Below are 21756 nucleotides of genomic sequence, written 5' to 3'. Positions count from 1 at the left end.
ACTCTCTTTAAGGTAATAAGTAAGGCCGCCGGTAGCACGAAAGCCCCAGGTGCTGAGGCCACCCATTCCGTAAAAAGAGAAGTATTGTCAGAGTATGGATTTAACACTGGTTAAACATCTTCCCTGTTATTTATTATTACCTTTGCAGCCCAAAATGGGAGGTCTGTATGAATTTTTGACCGGCCTCCCGGAGAAGCTTTGCCGGCCATCAGTAGGGAAGAACTGCGAAGCTAATAAAAGGCAAAGTCCAACAAATGATTTGTTACATCATCTATCGATTAAAATTATTCAATGATTACAGTTTCTAATCTCGCCATTCAGTTTGGCAAAAAAACACTTTTTCAGGACGTTAATGTGAAATTCACACCTGGCAACTGTTACGGAATTATAGGTGCCAATGGTGCCGGAAAATCCACTTTTCTCAGACTTATCAGCGGTGAACTTGACTCTACCCGCGGACATGTCGAGATGGGGCCCGGCGAGCGTTTGTCGGTGCTGCGTCAGGATCACCACGCCTTTGACGAGCATCAGGTATTGGAAACCGTGCTGATGGGGCATGAGAAGTTGTGGAAAATCAACAATGAAAAGAATGCCATTTATGCCAAGCCTGATTTCTCTGAGGAAGACGGAATGCGGGCATCTGAGCTGGAAGAGCAATTTGCCGAAATGGATGGCTGGAATGCCGAGAGTGATGCAGCCATGCTTTTAAGCGGATTGGGAATTAAAGAAGCTTTGCACTACAAGCGAATGGATGAGTTGAACGGTAAGGAGAAGGTGAAGGTACTGCTTGCACAGGCTTTGTTTGGTAAACCCGATAACCTGTTGCTTGATGAGCCTACCAACGATCTGGATTTGGAAACCGTTCGCTGGCTTGAGAATTATCTTGCCAATTTCGACAGTACCCTTTTAGTGGTTTCTCACGACCGTCACTTTCTCGATTCAGTGTGTACCCATATCGTAGATATCGATTTTGGTAAGGTACAGCTATTTGCCGGTAACTATACTTTTTGGTATCAGAGTAGTCAGTTGGCTTTACGTCAGCAGTCTAATCAAAACAAAAAGGCAGAGGAAAAGAAAAAGGAACTTCAGGAGTTTATTCAGCGGTTTAGTGCCAACGTTGCCAAGTCGAAACAGGCTACCAGTCGTCGCAAAATGCTGGAAAAGCTTAATGTGGAGGAAATTCAACCCTCAACCCGTCGCTATCCAGGTATTATTTTTACGCCTGATCGTGAAACGGGTAACAGTATTCTTAATGTATCCGGACTTAGTAAAAAAGCAGAAGACGGAACACCACTGCTCAATGATGTGAATTTTACAGTAGAGAAGGACGATAAAATTGTTTTTCTGTCCAGAAGTTCACAGGTGACCACTGCTCTGTTTGAAATACTTAACGAGCGTATGAAGCCCGATTCAGGCTCTTTCAAATGGGGAGTAACCATTACCACTGCTTATTTGCCAATGGAGAACAGCGAGTTTTTCCAGGGGAATTATTCTCTGATTGATTGGCTGGCGCTGTATTCCGACGATACCAAGGAAGATTTTCTGAGAGGGTATCTTGGTAAAATGCTTTTCTCCGGTGAGGATATCCACAAAAAAGTAAATGTGCTTTCAGGAGGAGAGAAGATGCGTTGTATGATTTCACGCATGATGTTACGCAATGCCAATGTCATGTTGCTTGATAATCCTACCAACCATCTCGATTTGGAGACCATTCAGGCATTCAATAATACACTTACCAATTTCAAAGGAAATATTCTGATGAGTTCGCATGACCACGAATTCATCCACTCGATCTGTAACCGTGTCATTGAAATTACGCCCAAGGGAACCATCGACAAAATGATGGACTATGACGACTATATTACCGACGAGAATATTGCTGCCCTGCGTGAGGAGATGTATGCTGAGTAGCAGGAAAAGGCCGTTGAGAACTATAGCTGCCGAGCTGCCGCAGAACGAGAAGTGACTTTAAATGTCAGTAATAAAAAAAGAGACACAAATCATTGCGTCTCTTTTTTTATGCATTTCCGCGTCACTCGCGCAATATCCTAATTCTATAGCTTGTTCACCATAACTTTGTAGGTAGGATCTTCCATTACATTTACATCAATGATGTTTTCTGCATTCTTGAGTAGCTTCCGGCAATCGGGGCTCAGGTGCTTTAGGTGTACTTTTTTGCCCACTTTCAGGTAACGTTCAGTAATCCGGTTAAGGGCCTCAATGGCCGACATGTCTACAACGCGGCTTTCGGCAAAATCTATGATCACTTCTTTGGGATCGTTCATCACATCAAACTTGTCGTTAAATGCCGTTACCGATCCAAAGAACAGAGGCCCGTAAATTTCATAGTGCTTCACGCCTTCTTCATCAATACTTTTACGGGCCCGGATGCGTTTGGCATTGTCCCAGGCAAATACAAGCGCTGAGATAATGACACCAATAATTACTGCCAGCGCCAGGTTGTGGAGGAATACGGTTACGAGCGTTACCGTGACCATCACAAAAATATCTGATTTGGGCATTTTGTCAAATGTGCGCAGACTTGCCCATTCAAAGGTTCCTATTGAAACCATAATCATTAGTCCGGTAAGGGCAGCCATGGGCACTTTTTCAATCAGCCCGGAGCCAAACATTACAAATACCAGCAACATGATAGCTGCCACAATCCCTGATAAACGGGCCCGTGCTCCGTTGGATGTGTTTATAAGACTTTGACCGATCATGGCACATCCCCCCATGCCCGAAAATACTCCCGAAAGCATGTTGGCAGCTCCCTGGGCAACGGCTTCTTTGTTCCCGTTGCCTCGTGTTTCTGTGATTTCGTCAACAATGTCCAGAGTCAGCAAACTTTCGATGAGTCCAACGCCTGCAACAATGGCGGCATATGGGAAGATGACCTCCAGGGTCTCCAGATTGAAGGGGATGTCGGGAATGTGAAAGGGAGGGAAGCCTCCCTGAATGGATGCCAGGTCACCTACCGTTTTTGTGTCAATTCCGAAATAGGCTACAATGCCAAATACCACTAAGATGGCTGCCAGTGATGCGGGAATGGCTTTGGTTATTTTGGGTAGTCCCCAAATGATCAGCATGGTAAGCAGAACCAGCCCCAGAATTGTGTACAAAGGACTACCTGAGAGCCACTCTCCGTCAGCGGTCTTAAATTGCGCCAGCTGTGACATGAAAATAATGATGGCCAGACCATTTACAAATCCAAAAATAACAGGATGAGGTACCAAACGGATGAGTTTTCCAAGCTTAAGAAACCCCGCTGCCATTTGCAGGAGTCCCGCCAGAACAACAGTTGCGAAAACATATTCTACTCCGTGGCTTTGGGCCAGTGCGACGATCACTACTGCTACTGCTCCTGTGGCTCCCGATATCATGCCCGGACGGCCTCCGAATATGGAGGTGGCCAACCCCATTACGAAAGCTGCATAGAGTCCCGTAAGAGGAGATAAGCCTGCAATCATGGCAAATGCCACAGCCTCCGGAACAAGGGCCAGGGCCACGGTAAGCCCGGAAAGTATCTCGGTTTTGTAATTGATTTTTTGCGAAAAGTTGAATAGGTCGAAGAGTTGCTTCATTTGTAAGGAATGGTAATAATTGGTTATACTTGGTTTCAGAGCCGGCAAAAATAGAGCTAATTCCGGCGCAGACCAATAGAGACAAACCATTCCGGCTCTTGTCTTTTATTAAATATGTTTAAAAATAATTTTTCAGAGCACGCTAACCGATTAAAGAATAGGGAAAATTAATAAACAAATTATCTGTAATCGGACTAAAACCTCCTGTTTTGGGAGTTTATCGGTAAAAATAGATGTTTTAAGGATCGTCTTTAAATGTAAAAAAATGAGGTCAGGGTATTTTTACTTCTGAAGCATGCGTTTCAACTTCTTTTTGTTTTCCACAAGTGGTAAATTCGCTGCCGTTAGCCACGACAAAATTTTCCGAAAGTAAAGAGGGGGACGTTTACTTCTCATCTTTGTCGAAAGGTAATAGAGCTCTTGTTGCAAAGGGGAGAAAAAGGTTCTATTCTGCAATGTTAAATTTTAAAAATCATTTTCACTATCTTCGCGCTACTTCACCACAATCATCTGCTTTATGAAGGTATGTATTGCCGAGAAACCCAGTGTAGCCAGGGAAATTGCGCGTGTTTTGGGAGCCAAAAACCAGCGTGACGGATTTTATGAGGGAAATAATTTTCAGGTTACCTGGACTTTTGGTCACCTCTGCACATTGAAAGAGCCCCATGATTATACGCCCGACTGGAAGCGCTGGCGGCTTCATTCGTTGCCTATGGTTCCGGCGAAATTCGGGATTAAGTTATTAAGTAATCAGGGTGTGGTAAAGCAATTCAGAACAATTAGCAACCTGGTGGAAAAAGCTGATGAGGTAATAAACTGTGGTGATGCCGGACAGGAAGGAGAGGTGATACAACGCTGGGTACTTCAGAAGGCGGGTTGTAAATGTCCGGTTAAACGATTATGGGTTTCATCCCTGACTGAGGATGCCTTGAAAGAGGGGTTTGCCAAATTGTACGATGCCAAAGAGTTTGACAGTCTCTATGCCGCCGGAAGCATGCGGGCCATTGGTGACTGGCTGCTGGGAATCAATGCAACCCGGCTTTACACCTTAAAATATGGTCAGCAGGGACAGGTATTGTCCATTGGTCGGGTGCAAACACCAACGTTGGCACTGATTGTGGAGCGATACAAAGAAATTGAGAATTTTGTTCCCCAAACTTTTTGGGAACTAAAAACCACTTATAAAGATGTGGTGTTTTCAGCCACCAGCGGAAAGTTCTTCAAAAAAGAAGAAGCTTTGGAAGCCCTGGAAATTATCAAAGACAAAAACTTTGAAATAACCGATTTTAACCGTAAGAAAGGTAAAGAGGCACCACCCCGCTTGTTTGATCTTACGGCTTTGCAGGTGGAGTGTAATAAGCGTTTTGGCTTTTCAGCTGATGAAACCCTGAAACTGATCCAGGGGCTATATGAAAAGAAAGCCACAACTTACCCACGTGTGGATACTACCTTTTTGAGTAATGATATTTATCCCAAAGTACCTGGGATCCTCAGAGGACTCAAACCTTATGAATCTTTAACAGCACCACTTCTTGATAAGAAAATCAGGAAATCGAAGAAGGTGTTTAATGATAAAAAGGTGACTGATCACCATGCCATTATTCCTACCGGTCAAATTCCTTCTAACCTCAGCCGTAACGAGAAACTGGTTTTCGATACGGTGGCCAGGCGATTTATTGCCGCTTTCTGGGCCGACAGTACTATTTCAACCACCACCGTAGAAGGCAAAGTGGACAGTGTGAAGTTTAAAACGTCCGGCAAACAGATTGTTGATCCCGGGTGGCGTGAAGTTTACAAAAGAGATTCGGCCGCCAAAAAAACGGGTGAAGACAATGTGCTGCCCGATTTCGAGAAGGGCGAAAGCGGCCCTCATAAGCCTGATCTTCAGGAAAAGGAAACCCAGCCACCGAAACCCTTTACGGAGGCTTCGCTGCTAAGAGCTATGGAAACTGCCGGGAAACAGGTTGATGATGATGAATTGCGTGACCTGATGAAAGAAAACGGTATAGGCCGACCATCAACACGGGCAGCCATTATTGAAACGCTATTCAAAAGACGGTACATTACCAAAAACAGGAAGAGTCTGACACCCACTATTACGGGAATCCAATTAATCGACAGTGTGAAAAATGATTTGCTCAAGTCGGTGGAACTAACCGGTATGTGGGAGAAAAAGTTGCGTGATATAGAGCATGGTGAATATGATGTGCATGCGTTTATGGAAGAAATGAAGGTAATGGTCAACGATGTAGTGCAGGTTGTGAAAAGGGATAATTCTGCACGTAAAATAGAGGTTACAGAGGAACAGAAAAAAGCGGCTGCCGCCAAAGAAAAAGCCCAAAACAAGCAAAAAGAAACTGCTTCGGTTTCTGCCGGTAGCAAAATTGCCTGTCCCCGTTGTGGCGAGGGGGTGATGGTAAAAGGTAAAAAGAATTGGGGATGCTCACGATTCAAGGAGGGCTGTAAGACACTTATTCCTTTTATATTCCATGATAAAAAACTGACAGATAAACAAATTGAAGCCCTTCTGAAAAAAGGAAAAACCCCCTTGATAAAAGGATTTGAAAAAGATGGAGAAAAGGTAAATGGTAAGCTTTCTTTGGACGAAAATTATCAGCTTCGTCTTGAAAAAGACGAAACACCTGAGTGGAAATGTCCTCAATGCGGCCATGGCATTATTATTAAAGGTAAAAATGCCTGGGGGTGCAACCGCTATCGGGAAGGGTGTCGTGTTTTGATTCCTTTCAGTTTTATGGGCAAAAAGATTACCGATAAGCAAGCCGAGGGGCTGATTTTCAATGGCAAAACAAATGTGCTTAAAGGATTTAAAGCTGATGATGGCACAGACAAAAAAGGCCGTCTTGCCTGGAGTGAGGATTTTAAATTGGTGCTTGAGGAGTCATGAATAGTAATCAGTGGTCAGTAGTCAGTGGTCAGTTTTCCATTGAGTTTGCAGGTGATATAGGCCGGAGGTGAGCAGAGAAATTAGGGCATTGAGCAAGTTGCATTGCGCGAAGAGCAGGAAATAAACGGGAGCCTGAAGGGAGGCCATAAGAAAACAGTAATCGGTGGTCAGTTGATTGATGAACTAAATGAGATTAATAAAGGTCGAAACAATTCCCCACTCTCACCCTTGGCCCCTTTCACCATTTCGTCATCCTACCTTCCCTCAGAACTTACCAGCTTTTTCTGAAAAACAAAATTGGTAAGTTTCAACGGTAACTCTCCATTCCACCTGTAAGCTGCCAGGTAACCGCCGTTTGCAGCACAGTTATCCACACAGCAAACATTGGCAGCAGGTATCATATTCTTCTGTTCCACACAGTAATGCCCCATAAAAACGACCGGGGCTTTTGTGGGATAAACATCAAAAACCGGCAGTACCTCCCGGGGGATGGTATAATGTGGAAGAGTGAACTTATTGCCGTAGCTAACCTGTTCAAAAGTCTTTTCTTTAGGTGAATCCCACCACTTCATGCGGAAATTAGTACGGCGGATATTTCTGTGATCTTTGATCAGCAGATCATGAGGCAGATTGAGTTCAATACCTCTCGTAGTCTGCCGCATAGCCATGGCCAGTTTGGTGTCTGGTGCGAACATTTTAGAAAGGACCCTCTTGGTAAGCTTCCCTCTTTTTCTGCTTTCTTTGAGCAAATTCAGGTGCTCGTCTGACCAGTAAGCATGGACTACACGGAACTTTCCAAAGTCAAGCGAGAAAGGTAATTGACGTAACCATTTGATGTCGGTTTTCAGTTGAGCCTTATCGTAAATGTATTCCTCTCTGATGCGGTCCATTACTTTTTTGCTCGAGCCGGTGGCTTGCTTGAATGGTTTCTTCCACTCTTTGCTTTTGGTGAAATTAGCGATGGCATTGAGCTCATGATTGCCCAAAATAGCATACCCTGTTTCATGTTCAACCATATTACGCACGATGTTAATGGCTCGACGTGTTTCGGGCCCCCGGCACGTAAAATCTCCTACAAAGACAGCTTTTCGGTCGTCATGAAGATAAACACCATTTATTTCACGGTAATCCATTTGCTTGAGCAAAATCTCCAATTCATTTGCATATCCGTGTACATCGCCGATTATATCGTAATCGTAACGCTTTGCAGGGCGGGAGGCGCTTGCTCCAGGATTCAATGTTTTATCGATAATTTTGGAAAGCATGTCGCAAATATATAATCTTCTGCTTTTTGACAAATAAACTTATTAAAGAAAATATTGTTTTCCGTTTCATTTATTTTCTCAACTCTATATGAACAAAACCTTCTTTATCTTTCTTTGATAGGAAAAATACGATTCACAAAAGATAGCAAGGTTTGAAATTAAAGATATGTTTATTTTGGCGATTATAGGGTAATAGTTTATGACCACGGTTTTATTTAGTGTCGGTCCATAAAGTACCTTTTGCGTCGTTATGCTTGCTCCCTTAGCCTCGGGATTGCAACTGGAACTTTCTGACAAGACACATGACTACTTAGTTTAAAAGCTGACTTTATAGACGGGCACTATTTAGGCAGGTGATTATGATTTTTAAATACTAACAATATAACATTCTCAATCTGGAATATGGATAATACAATAAAATGGGGAATAATAGGGTGTGGAAACGTCACAGAGTTTAAAAGTGGTCCGGCATTCAATAAGATTGAAGATTCAGAATTAGTGGCTGTTATGCGTCGGGATGACAAATTGGCAGAAGACTATGCACACCGTCACAAAGTTCCCAAATGGTATAGCGATGCCGATGAATTGATTAATGATGATGAGGTTAATGCGGTATACGTTGCAACTCCACCTTCAAGTCATGCGATATACGCCATAAAGGCAATGAAAGCGGGTAAGCCTGTTTATGTAGAAAAGCCTATGGCCGCAACTTATGAGCAGTGCCGGGAAATGAATCTTGTCAGTAAAGAAACCGGAGTTCCGTTGTTTGTAGCTTATTACCGGCGTACTTTACCCGGCTTCAGGAAGGTAAAAACACTCCTTGAGGACGGAACAATAGGAAGGCCATTGATGGTGAACATTATGCTCCTCAGACCGCCTACGCCTGCCGAAGCTGATCAGGAGAACCAGGCGTGGCGCGTAGATCCTGAGATCGCGGGAGGTGGTGTTTTTTACGATCTGGCTTCTCATCAGCTTGATTTTTTGGATTTTTTGTTTGGCCCGGTGAAGAAAGTATCGGGTACTTCTAAAAATCTTGGTGGCTTGTACAAGGCTGAGGACACTGTAGTGGCCCAGATGGAATTTGGGAATGGTGTTCTTGGGAGTGGAACATGGAGCTTTATTACCGATCACTCTTCAACACGAGATGTTATTGAAATTATTGGAACAAAAGGACGCATTGAATTCAGTACATATGGCCATGAGCCCATTCTCTTGTTTAAAGAGCGTGATTTTCTGGAATTTCCTTACATCAATCCTGAAAACATTCAATATAACCTTATTCATAACGTAGTAAAATCCATAAAAAATGAAGAAAAGTGTGTGAGTACGGGAGAAACAGCGGCTAGAACAAATTACGTGATGGAAAAAATTGTGTATGGGGACAGTGGTCAGTGATCAGTAGTCGGTTGAAAGTAAAAAGATTTCAGTAGTTAGTGCTATTACTCTTACCTCTGCACCCGCAACGCAAAAAACAAAACACTATACCTTGAACCCAAAACCTTTTGTCTTAAGCAAAATATTGTTCTTATTTCCCGGATAATTTTATATTTTTGCAGCAAAATTAAAACCTGAAGAAGGATGTTTGAGAATCTATCGGAAAGACTGGAACGGTCGTTTAAGATACTAAAAGGTCAGGGGTCAATCACGGAAATAAACGTTGCTGAGACCCTTAAAGATATTCGTCGTGCCTTGCTCGATGCGGACGTTAACTTCAAAACGGCCAAGAATTTTACCGAACAAGTAAAAGAAAAAGCACTGGGCCAGGATGTGTTGACAGCTGTTAAGCCTCAGCAAATGATGGTAAAAATCGTGCATGACGAGCTGGCCGAGCTGATGGGCGGTTCATCTACCGATATTGAGTTGAATGGTAATCCGGCAGTTATTCTCATTTCCGGCTTGCAGGGATCCGGTAAAACCACTTTTACCGGTAAGCTGGCCAATTTCATTAAAAGTAAGCGAGGTAAGAGTCCATTATTGGTTGCAGGTGACGTTTACCGACCGGCGGCGATTAACCAGCTTCAGGTGCTGGGAGAGCAAATCGGAGTACCTGTTTACACTGAAGAGGGCAATACCAATCCGGTGAAACTGGCTCAGGATGGAATCAAAGAGGCCAAGTCTAAAGGTCATGATTTAGTCATAATTGATACTGCGGGGCGTTTGGCAATTGATGAGGAAATGATGAATGAGATTTCCGCTATCAAGAAAGCCGTTAAGCCACACGAAACTTTGTTTGTAGTGGATGCCATGACCGGTCAGGATGCGGTTAATACAGCTAAAGAATTTAACCAGCGACTGGATTATGACGGTGTTGTGCTTACCAAGTTGGATGGTGATACCCGTGGTGGTGCTGCCATTTCTATCCGCAGTGTTGTGGATAAGCCCATCAAGTTTGTGGGTATGGGTGAGAAGATGGATGCACTGGATGTATTCCACCCTTCACGTATGGCAGACCGTATCCTGGGAATGGGTGACATCGTTTCACTTGTTGAAAAAGCCCAGGAACAGTACGATGCTGATGAAGCCCAAAAGCTTCAGAAAAAGATTGCCAAGAATCAATTTAACTTCGATGATTTTGTTGGGCAGATCAAGCAGATTAAGAAGATGGGTAATCTGAAAGATCTGGCAGGCATGATTCCCGGAATGGGCAAGATGCTTAAGAACGTTGATATTGATGATGATGCCTTTAAAGGTGTTGAAGCCATTATTTCTTCCATGACTCCGGAGGAGCGTCAACAGCCCGGTTTAATTAATGGCAGCCGGCGTAAACGAATTGCCGCAGGTAGTGGAACATCCATTCAGGATGTCAACCGCCTGATGAAGCAGTTTGAGGACACCCGTAAGGCCATGCGAATGATGACGCAAGGCAAAAACCTCTCGAAAATGATGAGCAATTTCCCGATGGGAAAATAAAAAATATTAGAAAGGAGAAGCCGTGCGATACGACTTCTCCTTTTTGCTTTAAAACCAAAAATCTATGCAACTACTCGACGGAAAAGCAACTGCCCGCAGCATTAAAGAAGAGATTGCTGAGGATGTTAAAAAAATGAAGGCTGATGGCATTCGTGAACCCCATTTGGTGGCGGTTCTGGTAGGACACGATGGTGGGAGTGAAAGTTATGTAGCCTATAAAATAAAGGATTGTGAAGAGGTGGGGTTCAAGTCTTCACTGATCCGTTACGAAGATGATGTTACTGAAGAGGAGTTGCTGAAGTGTGTGACCGATCTTAACAATGATGATTCAGTAGACGGTTTTATTGTACAGTTGCCACTTCCAAACCATGTTTCTGAAGAAAAAATAACACTGGCAATTGATCCTAAAAAAGATGTGGATGGCTTTCATCCGCAGAATGTAGGACAAATGGCAATGGGGCTTCCGGCATTTGTGTCTGCAACCCCTCAGGGAATTATTGAGTTGATCAAAAGGCACAAAATTGAAACTTCCGGAAAGCATGTGGTGGTTTTGGGACGTAGCAATATTGTGGGCCGTCCGATGAGTATCTTGCTTTCATTGAAAGGAGAGCCCGGTAATGCCACTGTTACTGTTTGTCACAGCCGTACTCAAAATCTGAAAGAGATTTGTCAGCAGGCTGATATTCTGATTGCTGCTCTCGGTAGCCCCGGATTTGTGAAAGCAGACATGGTGAAAGAAGGTGCCGTGGTGATTGATGTGGGAACTACTCGCTTGCCTTCTGATAAAACTAAGTCAGGATTTAAACTTACCGGTGATGTCGTTTTTGATGAAGTTTCACCCAAATGTAGTTTCATAACTCCTGTTCCGGGTGGTGTTGGGCCTATGACTCGTGCATCCTTGCTGATAAACACGCTGCAAGCAGCTAAAAACAGGATGTAAAAATTCCTCCTATAAGTAAAAAAACCGGACATTCCTTAAAAGGCTGTCCGGTTTTTTTGTATTCTGTTTTCGGTGATTAGTAATCTGAAATTAGTGGTCGGTAGTCAGTGATCAGTTCGGTAATATATTTTTATTGATGGGGAAGCCTGCTTATATAGTTTAGTGTTATAATTTTTTTGGAAATAACTGGCAATAGTGTGCATGCTCACATGCTGAGCAAATTGCTTTCAGTTCCATGCTCTATGCACTTGGCTCCCCGCACTTAATATCTTGCGCCAAATACCTTCCTTTTCCTTTAAATCTTCTCCACGTTTCCGCCAAAAGTTTCTTTGACATCCAGTTTTTGAGGTTCTCCCAGATACTCTACAGTACCACCAGTTGCTGCTTTTGCATTTAAAAGTTCTGAGGCTTTTACAGTGACAATTCCTCCGGTATTGGCAGTCACATATGCTTTTTTCGCTTCAAGATTTTGGCCCTGAAATTTGCCTCCGGTGCTGGCTTTCACCTCAAGCGATTTAACATACCCTTCCATGGTAATTCTTGCAGCAGAAACGGAAGCTTCAATGTCTTCCATATCCACATTCAGGTCAATGACACTGTCCAGTCCCGAATCCAGAACCAGAATTTTGCCGGTCATGACACCTTCATTGTCAATCGAACCACCCGAACCAAGAGTTATTTCACGAACATCTTTGGTGTAAGTTACATAAACCTGAACGGAAACATCGTCATAAATGCGCGTTCTCATTTTTACTTCCAACTCATTCTGATCATTTTCGATAATAACATCAGAAGCAGGGGCATTGACAATGTTTATTTCGGCTTTGGGTTCCTCACCCTTTATCAGTGTAACATTGATGCCACGCGTGACCTTTATTTTATCAAATTCCTTGATGTTTCTGGTCTCTTTATTAATGTTTTTGTCATTTTCCTGAGCAAGCATGGAAAAAGAGGCAGCTATGGCTACCATGAATACAAGTAATCGCTTCATGTTCAAAAATTTTATGATTGTAATATTATTCAATACTCCGTTAAATGTTTGCAATGCACTGCAAATTAACTGTTTATATTAAAAATTGTTTGTTGAGATTCAGAATATCAGGATTGTACGAATTATCTTACATCTTTCCTGACTGCCGTCAGGCAGGTATCTAAAAATCTAACGATCTACTGATTTTTCTTACTCAAAAATGGTGCCTTATTGGCGGATTAGCTGAATAATTCTCTTATTTCCTCTGTGCTCATCTGGCTCAGAGGGTTTGTTGTGTTAACGAATGCTTCTGCCAGTTTGTTTTTACGATCCTGCAAAAGAGCTATTTTTTCTTCAATTGTCTCGGTGGAGATAAATCTGTAAACAAATACGTTACGAGTCTGTCCGATGCGGTGTGCACGGTTAATGGCCTGTGCTTCGGCAGCCGGATTCCACCAGGGATTGAGCATGAATACATAATCTGCTTTGGTGAGGTTGAGCCCGACACCACCCGCTTTCAGTGAGATAAGGAAGACTTTTACGCTGTCATCTTTGTTAAAGCGATCTATCACTTTATCTCTGTTTTGAGTGGAACCAATCAGTTTAGCATATGCTATTTTTCTCTTTTGTAATTCGGCCTCCATTAGTTCCAGGTCTTTGACAAACGAGCTGAATACCAGGACATGGTGGTGCTCTGAGATAATGCTTTCCAAAGATTCCATCATTTGGTCGAACTTGCCGGAAGTACCTTTAAATTCCGGATCAAGCATCGCCGGGTGGTTGGCAAGCTGTCGAAGTCTTGTAAGAGCCTGCAATGCAAGAATCGCCTGTTCATTTTTGCGCATATCCTGTATGGAGTCTAACAGATTGTTGCGAATGCCCGACTTTTCCTGATCGTAGATCTCTTTTTGCTCAGGTGACATGTCGCAATAGATTACCTGTTCCATGACAGGAGGAAGGTCTTTGGCTACCATTTCTTTGGTGCGCCTCAGCAGAAAGGGGTTTATGATCTTTTGCAGATGCTCTGATTTCTCCTCATTCTTGTTTTTGGAAATAGGTGTTTCGTAATATTTCTTGAAGAAATTGAGCGACTTGAGAATACCTCTGTTAACAAAATTCATTTGTGCCCACAAATCTGTAAGGGAATTTTCGATGGGGGTACCGGTAAGGGCCAGGTGATGAGCGGCATTTATCTGACTTACGGCCTCATAGCCCTTGGAAGCCGGGTTTTTGATATTCTGACTTTCATCCAAAATGAGGTATTCCCACTGCATTTGTGTAAAATATTCCACATCATTGCGTAAAATACCGTAGGTGGTAATGACCACATGGTAATGGCGGAGAATTTTCCAGAGATCTTTGGATTTTGCTCTGTTCGTCCCTGTGTAAATATATGTTTTCAGGGACGGTGCAAACTTTTTAATCTCATTATCCCAGTTGTGTATCAGGGAAGTGGGCATGACAATCAGCGCCGGGGCCAGGCCACTTTTGTTGAAACCATCAATATTGGAATCAAAAATTGAAAGTTGTCCTTCCGGGCCTTTGTCTTCATGCGAATTCCCGGAGGAATAGGCCTTCAGTAAAAGAGTGATGGTTTGCAGCGTTTTTCCCAGTCCCATGTCATCAGCCAGTATTCCCCCAAACCGGTTTTCTTTTAGGAACTGCATCCAGTGGAACCCCTCAATCTGGTAGGGGCGTAATGTGGCATTCAAACCCTCGGGCAGCGGGGTTTTCTCAAACTCCTTTATATCCGGTAGCTCCGATTTGGCCCGTGATTTATCTTCCTGGATTTCGTCAAGAAGGTGGTAATATGTTTTGGGTAGCTTTATTTCATCTTCCACAGTTTTCCCAAAATTGAATAAATCGGTAAACCTGGTAAACCATGACCGGGGAATTATAAAAATAGCACCATCGGGAAGTTTGAACCTGCGATCGCCATTGAGAATATTCCTTCTGAACCTGGCGAATGGGATTTTATGGGGCGGAATTTCAATGACACTATTTATGTCAAACCAATCCATGTCTTCATCTGAAGTCTCAATTATTATTTTTGCAGGAGATAGGTTGAATTGAGTGTCATCGTCATTATGCAGAACGGGGCGGATCTTGTACTCATCTAATAGTCTTTTGTGATCTCTGATCCATTCTATAAGGTTATCCGGGCCAGATACAGTTCCGGATTCTATGTCATGGGGGTGTGCAAATGACATACCATCCATCAAGGTCAGGCCGCTTTCTTCCAATAAATTGAAAACCAGTTTTTCAGTTTCAAAATCCCGGGGGAAGCGGCGGAATGTATAATGTCCGTTTTCTTTTATTAGGTCTACAAAAACACTCGTTTTGCGGTTGGGCGATACTGTTCGGTGTCCGTAAGTAAACTTAAACCTTAAGACTGGTCTGAGAGCAAGATCTTTTTCCAGATGAAGGGAGGTGGTAGGCCGGTCGTCAATATTCTCAATGGTAAATCCGCTGCCCTGCACCTCAAATCGCTCCACTATAGTGGCAATAAACTTCTCCATGTAAGTGTCTATAGCCTTTTCGCTGCGCAGGTGAATGTACTCCTTGTCCTTAAACGGCTTGAGCTTCCCGCTGTCGAAACTAAGGAAATAATAGAGTTTTTGTCCGGTTTTGATGACTGCGGGATCATGGCAAATAATTTCGGGCTCCTTGTTGTGAAAAGTAAAAAGATCCGCTCCCTGCTTGAATTTCAGGCTGTATGTCATCTCATTTTCTTCAATATTTACACTGAATATTGGTTTGCAGGGAGAGGACGGAATTTTTAGTTCATCCGAAGGATAAAGATTACTGTAACCGGTGTGTTTAAAATAAACAGGCACTTTGGAATTGGCAATTAATAGAACGAGGTTGTACATCACTTTTTCGATGTAGGGCCTGATTCGATCATTTAGGAGATCAGGGGGGATATTGTTTTTAAATTCTCTGAGATTGCTTTCCCGACTGAATTTTTTGAACAATTCCTTGTCTGATATAGAATGCAATAGCTTAATAATGTCTTTTTGGTCCTCAGAATAGATGTCAGGATTTTCCTTAAAATGCTCAAGGGTAACGTGCTCCAATAATTCAATGGGGCTGTTTTGGTGAAAAACAGCATGGTATGGAATGGCTGCGAGGCCTATATTCAGGCGATTCGTAAATACGACAATGAATGAATGCATATCTTATTTTTGTTCTTTTGAAGTTCTCAAAACCAACAAAAATAGCAAAATCCACAATAATATTTGAAGATAAATGCTGTTTAAGCAGGAGCTTTCTTTTTCCGTGGCTGCAACATTTTTTGAGAAACTTTATTATTTAGAATTATTCTAATTAAAACTAAACTTTTACTTTTGTAATGTGTTTAAGAATAAAAAAGAAGATTGTTTATGCAACATTTAATTATAAGCGCACATCCATCAAAAGATAGTTTCAGCAACGCATTGGTGGATGCTCTGTCAAAAGACAGCGAACACAATGACGTGGATGTGGTAGTGCGGAATTTGTACGATCTGGATTTTGATCCGGTACTCACATCCGAAGATTTAGCTCAGATTAAAGAGGGACGTATTCCTGAAGATATTGCCAAAGAACAAAAACTTCTGGGGGAGTCAGATTTTATCTCATTGGTGTATCCTTTGTGGTGGGGGAGTTTTCCTGCAGTTTTGAAAGGCTATTTTGACCGTGTTTTGACTCAGGGATTTGCTTTCAAAATCACAGAGAACGGGCCAGAGGGATTGCTGAAAGACAAAAAGGTGTTTCTACATACCTCTATGGGAAACTCAGTGGAAGATTATGAAAATAAGGGGATTTTAAAGGCTTTCCGTCAAATTCACGGGCAGGAAGTGTTTGGCTTTTGCGGAATTGAAGTAGCAGGGCATCTGTTTTACCCCAGAATTCCAACGTCTTCACCCGAAATGAAAAACAAATACATTGAAGAAGCACTTGGCTTTTATAAAACCGTTTTATTAGATGAAGAAGTAGTGGATGTGGTAACCAGGTAATTATAATTTTTCGGAATAATCAGTTGCCCCGGCCATGAGTTAATACTCCGGCCGGGGTTTTTATTGGTCGCATCCTGGTTGATTAACTTGGTGGATTTTGTTACTTTTGAACAAGGTTATCTCATTATCTAAATATTCAATGCAAACAGACTCCTATAAAACCATTAAATATCCCGTTGAAGGTCTTTTTAAAGAAAAAGGCAGTAAATTTTTAGCGTTTGCCTGGCCGGTTCAAAATGAAGATGAAATCAATGAACATGTTGAAGCTATAAAAAAGAAGTATCACGATGCCCGTCACCATTGCTTTGCCTGGGAACTGGGGATTGATGGTATGAATTTCAGGATGAACGATGACGGAGAACCATCGGGCACCGCCGGAAAACCCATTTTGGGACAAATTCATTCCCATGAAGTGACCAATGTGCTTGTGGTAGTGGTTCGTTACTTTGGTGGCGTAAAACTGGGGACCGGTGGTTTGATTCAGGCCTATAAAGCTGCTACCGCTGATGCGTTAAGTAAGGCTGAAATTTTGGAATGTACCATCGATAAATCTTTTTCTATCCGGTTTGCTTATGATATGATGAATCCCGTGATGCGTGTTGTAGATGAGGAAGGGCTGGGGGTGAAAGACCAGCTGTTTGAAGCCGATTGCCGTTTGACACTATCTGTCCGTGAATCTAAGTTTGATGCACTGGTCGGGCGCTTTCAGCAGACTTATGGTATTGAGGTATTGAAAGAAGATAAATGATTTTAGTATTAGATTGTTAGATGTGAGATTTAAGAAAGCCAATACTGTATGAGGCGTTTTCTTTAGATATGATATTTATTAATTGGTTTGGATGAAATGAAGGAAGCCAAAAGTTGTTAGAGGTCCTGTCATTGTACTTTGAGAAACTATACACGTATATCAAAAGTCTTTTATCTAAGTAAAGTCATAAACCATTTAAAACGTGTTTTTTATAATTTTCTTAGTTTTTTAAATATGCCGCAAAAAGAATCAAAATTTCTTAACTTCGAAAGTTTCCAGCTTCTAACTTCTAACTTCCAGCCTCCAGCTTCCGGCTTCCGCGCGGCTGGGCTACTTTTATCTAAAAATCTTAAATCTTGAAATCTTATCATTCGTAAAACGTTTCCTATGAAAAATTTAGTGTTTATAATGGTCGGCTTTTTAATCGGAAACTTATCCGGTTTAAGTGCCCAAAAGCCTTTCTATGAAAGCTATGATGTGACTCCCGACTCGGTATTTATGACCTGGGCTGAAGGCCCTGCTGTGGATACCGATGGTGTTTTGTATGCGGTAAATTACGGTCAAAAAGGAACCATCGGCCTGGTTAAGCCCGATGGCACTCATGAGTTGTTTGTTAATTTACCAGAAGGAAGCGTGGGGAATGGTATCCGTTTTTGGAAGAATAATACGCTTTTGGTGGCTGACTATACCAACCACAATATTCTTCAAATCAATATTCCGGAAAAAACCATCAGTGTTTTTGCTCACAACGACCAAATGAACCAACCCAACGATCTGGCCATTACTTCAGAAGGTGTTATTTATGCCAGCGACCCTGATTGGGAGAATAGTACAGGCAATCTTTGGATGATTGATAAGGATGGGAATTTTACCTTGCTGGAATCAGGGATGGGAACTACCAATGGGGTAGAGGTCTCTCCCGATGAAAAACATCTGTATGTCAATGAATCCAATCAGCGAAATGTTTGGGTGTATGACATTAATGAGGATGGTACCGTTGCCAATAAGCGGTTGCTGAAAAAGTTCGAAGATTATGGCATGGATGGCATGCGCTGTGATATTGAAGGCAACCTGTATGTTACACGAATGAGCAAGGGAACTGTTGCTGTTTTATCACCGGAAGGAGACCTGATACGTGAAGTTGTTTTGAAAGGTGACAAACCTACCAATGTGGCCTTTGGGGGAGAAGATGGCAAAACTGTTTATGTAACGGTCGCCGATCGTGGAGCTATTGAGGCCTTCAGAACAGAAATTCCAGGACGTTCAATTTCTTTGATGAAATTGTGGAATGGAGTAGAAGATCGTTAGATTTATAAATATTAGATTTAAGAAAAATGTGAGGTTTTTATTGTTTGTTATGGCTGTAGTTTAGTTTTGCGATGATATTAACAATTAGGTTCTTTCTATAGATTACGTACCTTGTGAATGACACAAATAGGGCTAATCCATCAAGTCCCTGATAAGCTTGCCTGCCGGGAGGCAGGGGGCGAACTTAAATAACCCCGGGGCAACTGTCCCGGGGTTAAACATGCTCCCGGCACTGGGTCCCTGAAAGGGGCCAACTAATTCGGAAAGCGAGAGCTTCCTGGATGAATACCGTAGGTTGATCGAAGAGAGTTGAATTAAGATCGATGATACCTTTTTCCTGATTGATTAAGTTAACTGACAGGGATCAAGATGCAAAGAGCTCGACCTGCAAAAGAGCTGGAGGATGTTGACCCCTTATCAGGGATCTTAGGGGGAGATAGTCCATCCAATCCCCGGGACTTTCGCCAGAGCCTGTCCCGACAAATTCGGGAGGGTTATTCGGATTCGCCGCTTTCAGCGACAGGGAGGTTCTTCTGTATGAGGGGGGCTTTTCAAGTGTTCGATGTTTCTTGTACGTTCCTGATAAGAGGCCAACTATTCCGGATATTGTAGTGGGTTATGAGATGTTGGCCTCATTCAAAACTAATCATATCCATATATTCACCCCTGGCAGGTGTGCCCGGGGTTATTTAAATCTGCCCCCCTGTCTGTCCTGCTTACTGCCAGGCAGGCATTGGTGGAATTTAATAAAATCGCCATTTTAAGCTACAGCCTTTGTTATTTGTGAAGCCAATTGCTTCAGCGTCAAAAAGCAGAGAATAAGTCTTATTAAATTAGGAAGCATCGGGGCTAAAGAAGTTTAAACAGAACTGCTGAAAATTGATTATATCTTTTAATACCAGTGTGTTTTGATGTTTTTGAAGGGGGAAGGTGGGAGATTGTTTATTTAAAATCCGAAAAAGTTTTTGTTTGAGAACTTTTTATAATATTTTAGGAATTTATGGTCTGAAAGATTGATTTAAAAAAGCTAAGCATCTCAGTATTTAAATTGCGCGCGGGTTCGTCCGTTTTCCGGGCCGGCGGTTGGCGAGAAGGCCTAATGGGCGACTTAAAGGCCTTTGCGGGATAGCCGGAAATTGAGCCTGATGCGGGCGGATAGGTTTAAACGGACTAGACCTTTTTCGTTCCGTTTTGGGGCAATGCCAAAAAGGACAAATTACTTAGAAATAAAAAAATGAGGTAGTGATTTTTCAGCAGCCCAAATAATGCATATAAAAAAAGCTGCCTGAAATTCAGACAGCTTTTTTGTTTTCTGGTAATTCCCCTGAAGGAATTAAACTCTTTTCTCTTTGATTCTGGCTTTCTTTCCAGTAAGCTCACGCAAGTAGTAAATTCTTTTGCGACGAACCTTACCTTTGCGGTTCACGTCGATTTTCTCAATAAACGGTGAGTCGATTGGGAAAATACGCTCGATACCAACGTTGTTGGAAATTTTACGAACGGTAAAACGCTTGTTCTTTCCGCTGCCTTTAATCTGGATCACTGTACCACGGAAAACCTGAACACGTTCTTTGTTTCCCTCTTTAATTTTGTAGTGAACCGAGATTGTGTCACCTGCGCTGAATTCGGGCATTTCAATCCCGGACTTAAAGGCCTCTTCAGCAACTTTCATCAAATCCATTGTCTGTGCTTTTGAAGATTTAACTTAGCGTGCAATATTATCTGACTCCTCATGTTCAGTAAGAGATTACACGAAACGGCTGCAAAAGTAGTGTTTTTCTTTTAATTATGGAAAAGTATCGGGGTTTTTATTTGGTTTGATTGAGGAGATTCTACCTTTTGTGTTGATTCTGCCCCTCGTTTGCAACGCGGGGCTTTTTTAACCGTCGTCTTTGACGACTGTTTTCTCTGGGGATGCTTTTTATCGTGAGAGGTGGAATGTTCGTAAGATATGTGTTCCTTGTCACAGGCGAGTTTAAGAGACCTTCTTGTTGCAAACGAGGGGTAGTGGAGAAGGAGTAGGGAGATTCTTCACTCCGTTCAGAATGACACGACCCTCGAAACTGGACCAAAGAGCAGGAAAATACGGTCCTAATAGTGGTCTGTTCATTCGTGAAATGTAGTTAATTATATTATTTTTGTTCTGTGATGTTAATTTTGTGACCTATAGAATATGTCTGTTGATGTTTTGCAGTAAACTTCAAGCAAGTTATTTGTGATCCAAAGGATTTAATTGCAAAAATTTAGTATATCAAGATTATATGAACAATCTTACATCTTTCCTGACTGCCGTCAGGCAGGAATCAAAAAATCTAACGATCTATTAAATAGTTGAATGTCTGAAAAAAACTCTACTCCTTCATGGTATTGGCTTTACCAACTATATAAATGGCCTGTTTATCTGCCCTTAATGCTGGTTAATTCCATTGTTTGTGCTATCCTGGCGGCTTTGTTTGCTATCATTGTCTCTCCCCGAGCCGGGAGTTTCTGGGGCAGCATGTGGGCCAAAATCACCTGTTGGCTTACTCCGGTATTTGTGAAGGTACACGGAAGAGAGAATGTTGTAAAGGGACAATCGTATGTGGTGGTAGCCAATCATCAGACCGGGTTTGATATTTTTCTTTTATATGCCCATCTGGGTATCGATTTTAAGTGGGTCATGAAAAAGGAATTGCGCAGAATTCCATTTATTGGGTATGCCAGCGAAAAAGTGGGGCATATATTTATCGACCGCACATCAGCCGTTTCAGCAGCTCATTCGCTTGAAGAAGCCCAACGCAAACTGGCCGACGGCTCATCTGTAGTTATGTTTCCGGAAGGCACCAGAAGTGCTACCTCTAAAATGCTGCCTTTTAAGCGGGGGGCGTTTAAACTGGCCCTCGAACTTGAATTACCCATATTGCCTCTTACCATTGTTAACTCATGGAGAATCAAGCGCCGTGGGTTCCTCAATATTGTGCCCGGAAGAGCTGCTCTGGTTATTCATGCTCCAGTGAAAACATGTGACTATAAAGATGATCCCAGTGCGTTGATGCATGCTACACGTGAAATCATAGAAAGTGGCAACAAAATGGAATTTGCTGCTAAAAACCGCAACTAAAGAAACGGTTCAATCGTTGTAAAATACT

General features: G+C 42.4%; 14 protein-coding genes. 9 read left to right on the top strand and 5 right to left on the bottom strand.

All coding sequences use genetic code 11. From position 1 onward, the window contains the following. The first annotated feature begins 291 nt into the window (after window positions 1–291). On the top strand, window positions 292–1911 hold the full coding sequence (locus DDZ16_RS07405) for an ABC-F family ATP-binding cassette domain-containing protein (RefSeq protein ID WP_109263797.1): 1620 nt from the start codon (window positions 292–294) through the stop codon (window positions 1909–1911). Window positions 1912–2054: 143 nt separating this feature from the next. Here the strand turns inward: DDZ16_RS07405 and DDZ16_RS07400 are convergent, their stop codons facing one another. Continuing rightward, entirely contained in the window at window positions 2055–3584 is a 1530-nt protein-coding gene (locus DDZ16_RS07400; RefSeq protein ID WP_109263796.1) for a SulP family inorganic anion transporter, read from the bottom strand. Window positions 3585–4101: 517 nt separating this feature from the next. Between DDZ16_RS07400 and DDZ16_RS07395 the strand changes: the two genes are divergently transcribed. Beyond that, window positions 4102–6489, top strand: a complete 2388-nt coding sequence (locus tag DDZ16_RS07395; protein WP_109263795.1) for a type IA DNA topoisomerase — start codon at window positions 4102–4104, stop codon at window positions 6487–6489. Window positions 6490–6743: 254 nt separating this feature from the next. Here the strand turns inward: DDZ16_RS07395 and DDZ16_RS07390 are convergent, their stop codons facing one another. After that, on the bottom strand, window positions 6744–7754 hold the full coding sequence (locus DDZ16_RS07390; RefSeq protein ID WP_109263794.1) for a metallophosphoesterase: 1011 nt from the start codon (window positions 7752–7754) through the stop codon (window positions 6744–6746). Window positions 7755–8156: 402 nt separating this feature from the next. Here DDZ16_RS07390 and DDZ16_RS07385 point away from each other — a divergent pair, with 402 nt between their 5' ends. The 3 genes from DDZ16_RS07385 (at window position 8157) to DDZ16_RS07375 (ending at window position 11604) form a co-directional block, all read left to right on the top strand. Then, the gene (locus DDZ16_RS07385) at window positions 8157–9149 is read left to right on the top strand and encodes a Gfo/Idh/MocA family protein (RefSeq protein WP_109263793.1); all 993 of its coding nucleotides are present in this window, start codon (window positions 8157–8159) and stop codon (window positions 9147–9149) included. A 183-nt stretch (window positions 9150–9332) separates the two neighbouring features. Then, on the top strand, window positions 9333–10664 hold the full coding sequence (gene ffh, locus DDZ16_RS07380; protein WP_109263792.1) for a signal recognition particle protein: 1332 nt from the start codon (window positions 9333–9335) through the stop codon (window positions 10662–10664). Between the two features lie 64 nt (window positions 10665–10728). Then, a complete protein-coding gene (locus DDZ16_RS07375) occupies window positions 10729–11604 on the top strand; it encodes a bifunctional 5,10-methylenetetrahydrofolate dehydrogenase/5,10-methenyltetrahydrofolate cyclohydrolase (protein ID WP_109263791.1) in 876 nt (291 codons plus the stop codon). Between the two features lie 295 nt (window positions 11605–11899). Here the strand turns inward: DDZ16_RS07375 and DDZ16_RS07370 are convergent, their stop codons facing one another. Further along, window positions 11900–12595 carry a head GIN domain-containing protein gene (locus DDZ16_RS07370; RefSeq protein ID WP_109263790.1) on the bottom strand — a complete coding sequence of 232 codons (696 nt, stop codon included), beginning with the start codon at window positions 12593–12595 and terminating at the stop codon, window positions 11900–11902. A gap of 218 nt (window positions 12596–12813) precedes the next feature. Continuing rightward, window positions 12814–15750, bottom strand: a complete 2937-nt coding sequence (locus DDZ16_RS07365; RefSeq protein ID WP_109263789.1) for a DEAD/DEAH box helicase — start codon at window positions 15748–15750, stop codon at window positions 12814–12816. 207 nt (window positions 15751–15957) lie between these two features. Here DDZ16_RS07365 and DDZ16_RS07360 point away from each other — a divergent pair, with 207 nt between their 5' ends. The 3 genes from DDZ16_RS07360 (at window position 15958) to DDZ16_RS07350 (ending at window position 18628) form a co-directional block, all read left to right on the top strand. Then, window positions 15958–16572 carry an NAD(P)H-dependent oxidoreductase gene (locus tag DDZ16_RS07360; protein WP_109263788.1) on the top strand — a complete coding sequence of 205 codons (615 nt, stop codon included), beginning with the start codon at window positions 15958–15960 and terminating at the stop codon, window positions 16570–16572. Window positions 16573–16711: 139 nt separating this feature from the next. Further along, window positions 16712–17320 carry an IMPACT family protein gene (locus DDZ16_RS07355; protein ID WP_109263787.1) on the top strand — a complete coding sequence of 203 codons (609 nt, stop codon included), beginning with the start codon at window positions 16712–16714 and terminating at the stop codon, window positions 17318–17320. A 387-nt stretch (window positions 17321–17707) separates the two neighbouring features. Further along, window positions 17708–18628, top strand: a complete 921-nt coding sequence (locus DDZ16_RS07350; RefSeq protein WP_109263786.1) for an SMP-30/gluconolactonase/LRE family protein — start codon at window positions 17708–17710, stop codon at window positions 18626–18628. A 1333-nt stretch (window positions 18629–19961) separates the two neighbouring features. Here DDZ16_RS07350 and rplS read toward each other — a convergent pair. Next, a complete protein-coding gene (rplS, locus tag DDZ16_RS07345) occupies window positions 19962–20309 on the bottom strand; it encodes a 50S ribosomal protein L19 (RefSeq protein ID WP_109263785.1) in 348 nt (115 codons plus the stop codon). Between the two features lie 654 nt (window positions 20310–20963). On the opposite strand from rplS, the gene DDZ16_RS07340 reads away from it, so the two are divergent. Then, window positions 20964–21728, top strand: coding sequence for a lysophospholipid acyltransferase family protein (locus DDZ16_RS07340; protein WP_109263784.1), 765 nt, complete (start codon window positions 20964–20966; stop codon window positions 21726–21728). Window positions 21729–21756 lie beyond the last annotated feature (28 nt).

Source organism: Marinilabilia rubra (genome assembly GCF_003121985.1).
Lineage (GTDB): Bacteria > Bacteroidota > Bacteroidia > Bacteroidales > Marinilabiliaceae > Marinilabilia > Marinilabilia rubra.
This window is presented reverse-complemented; position numbering and strand designations above follow the sequence as displayed.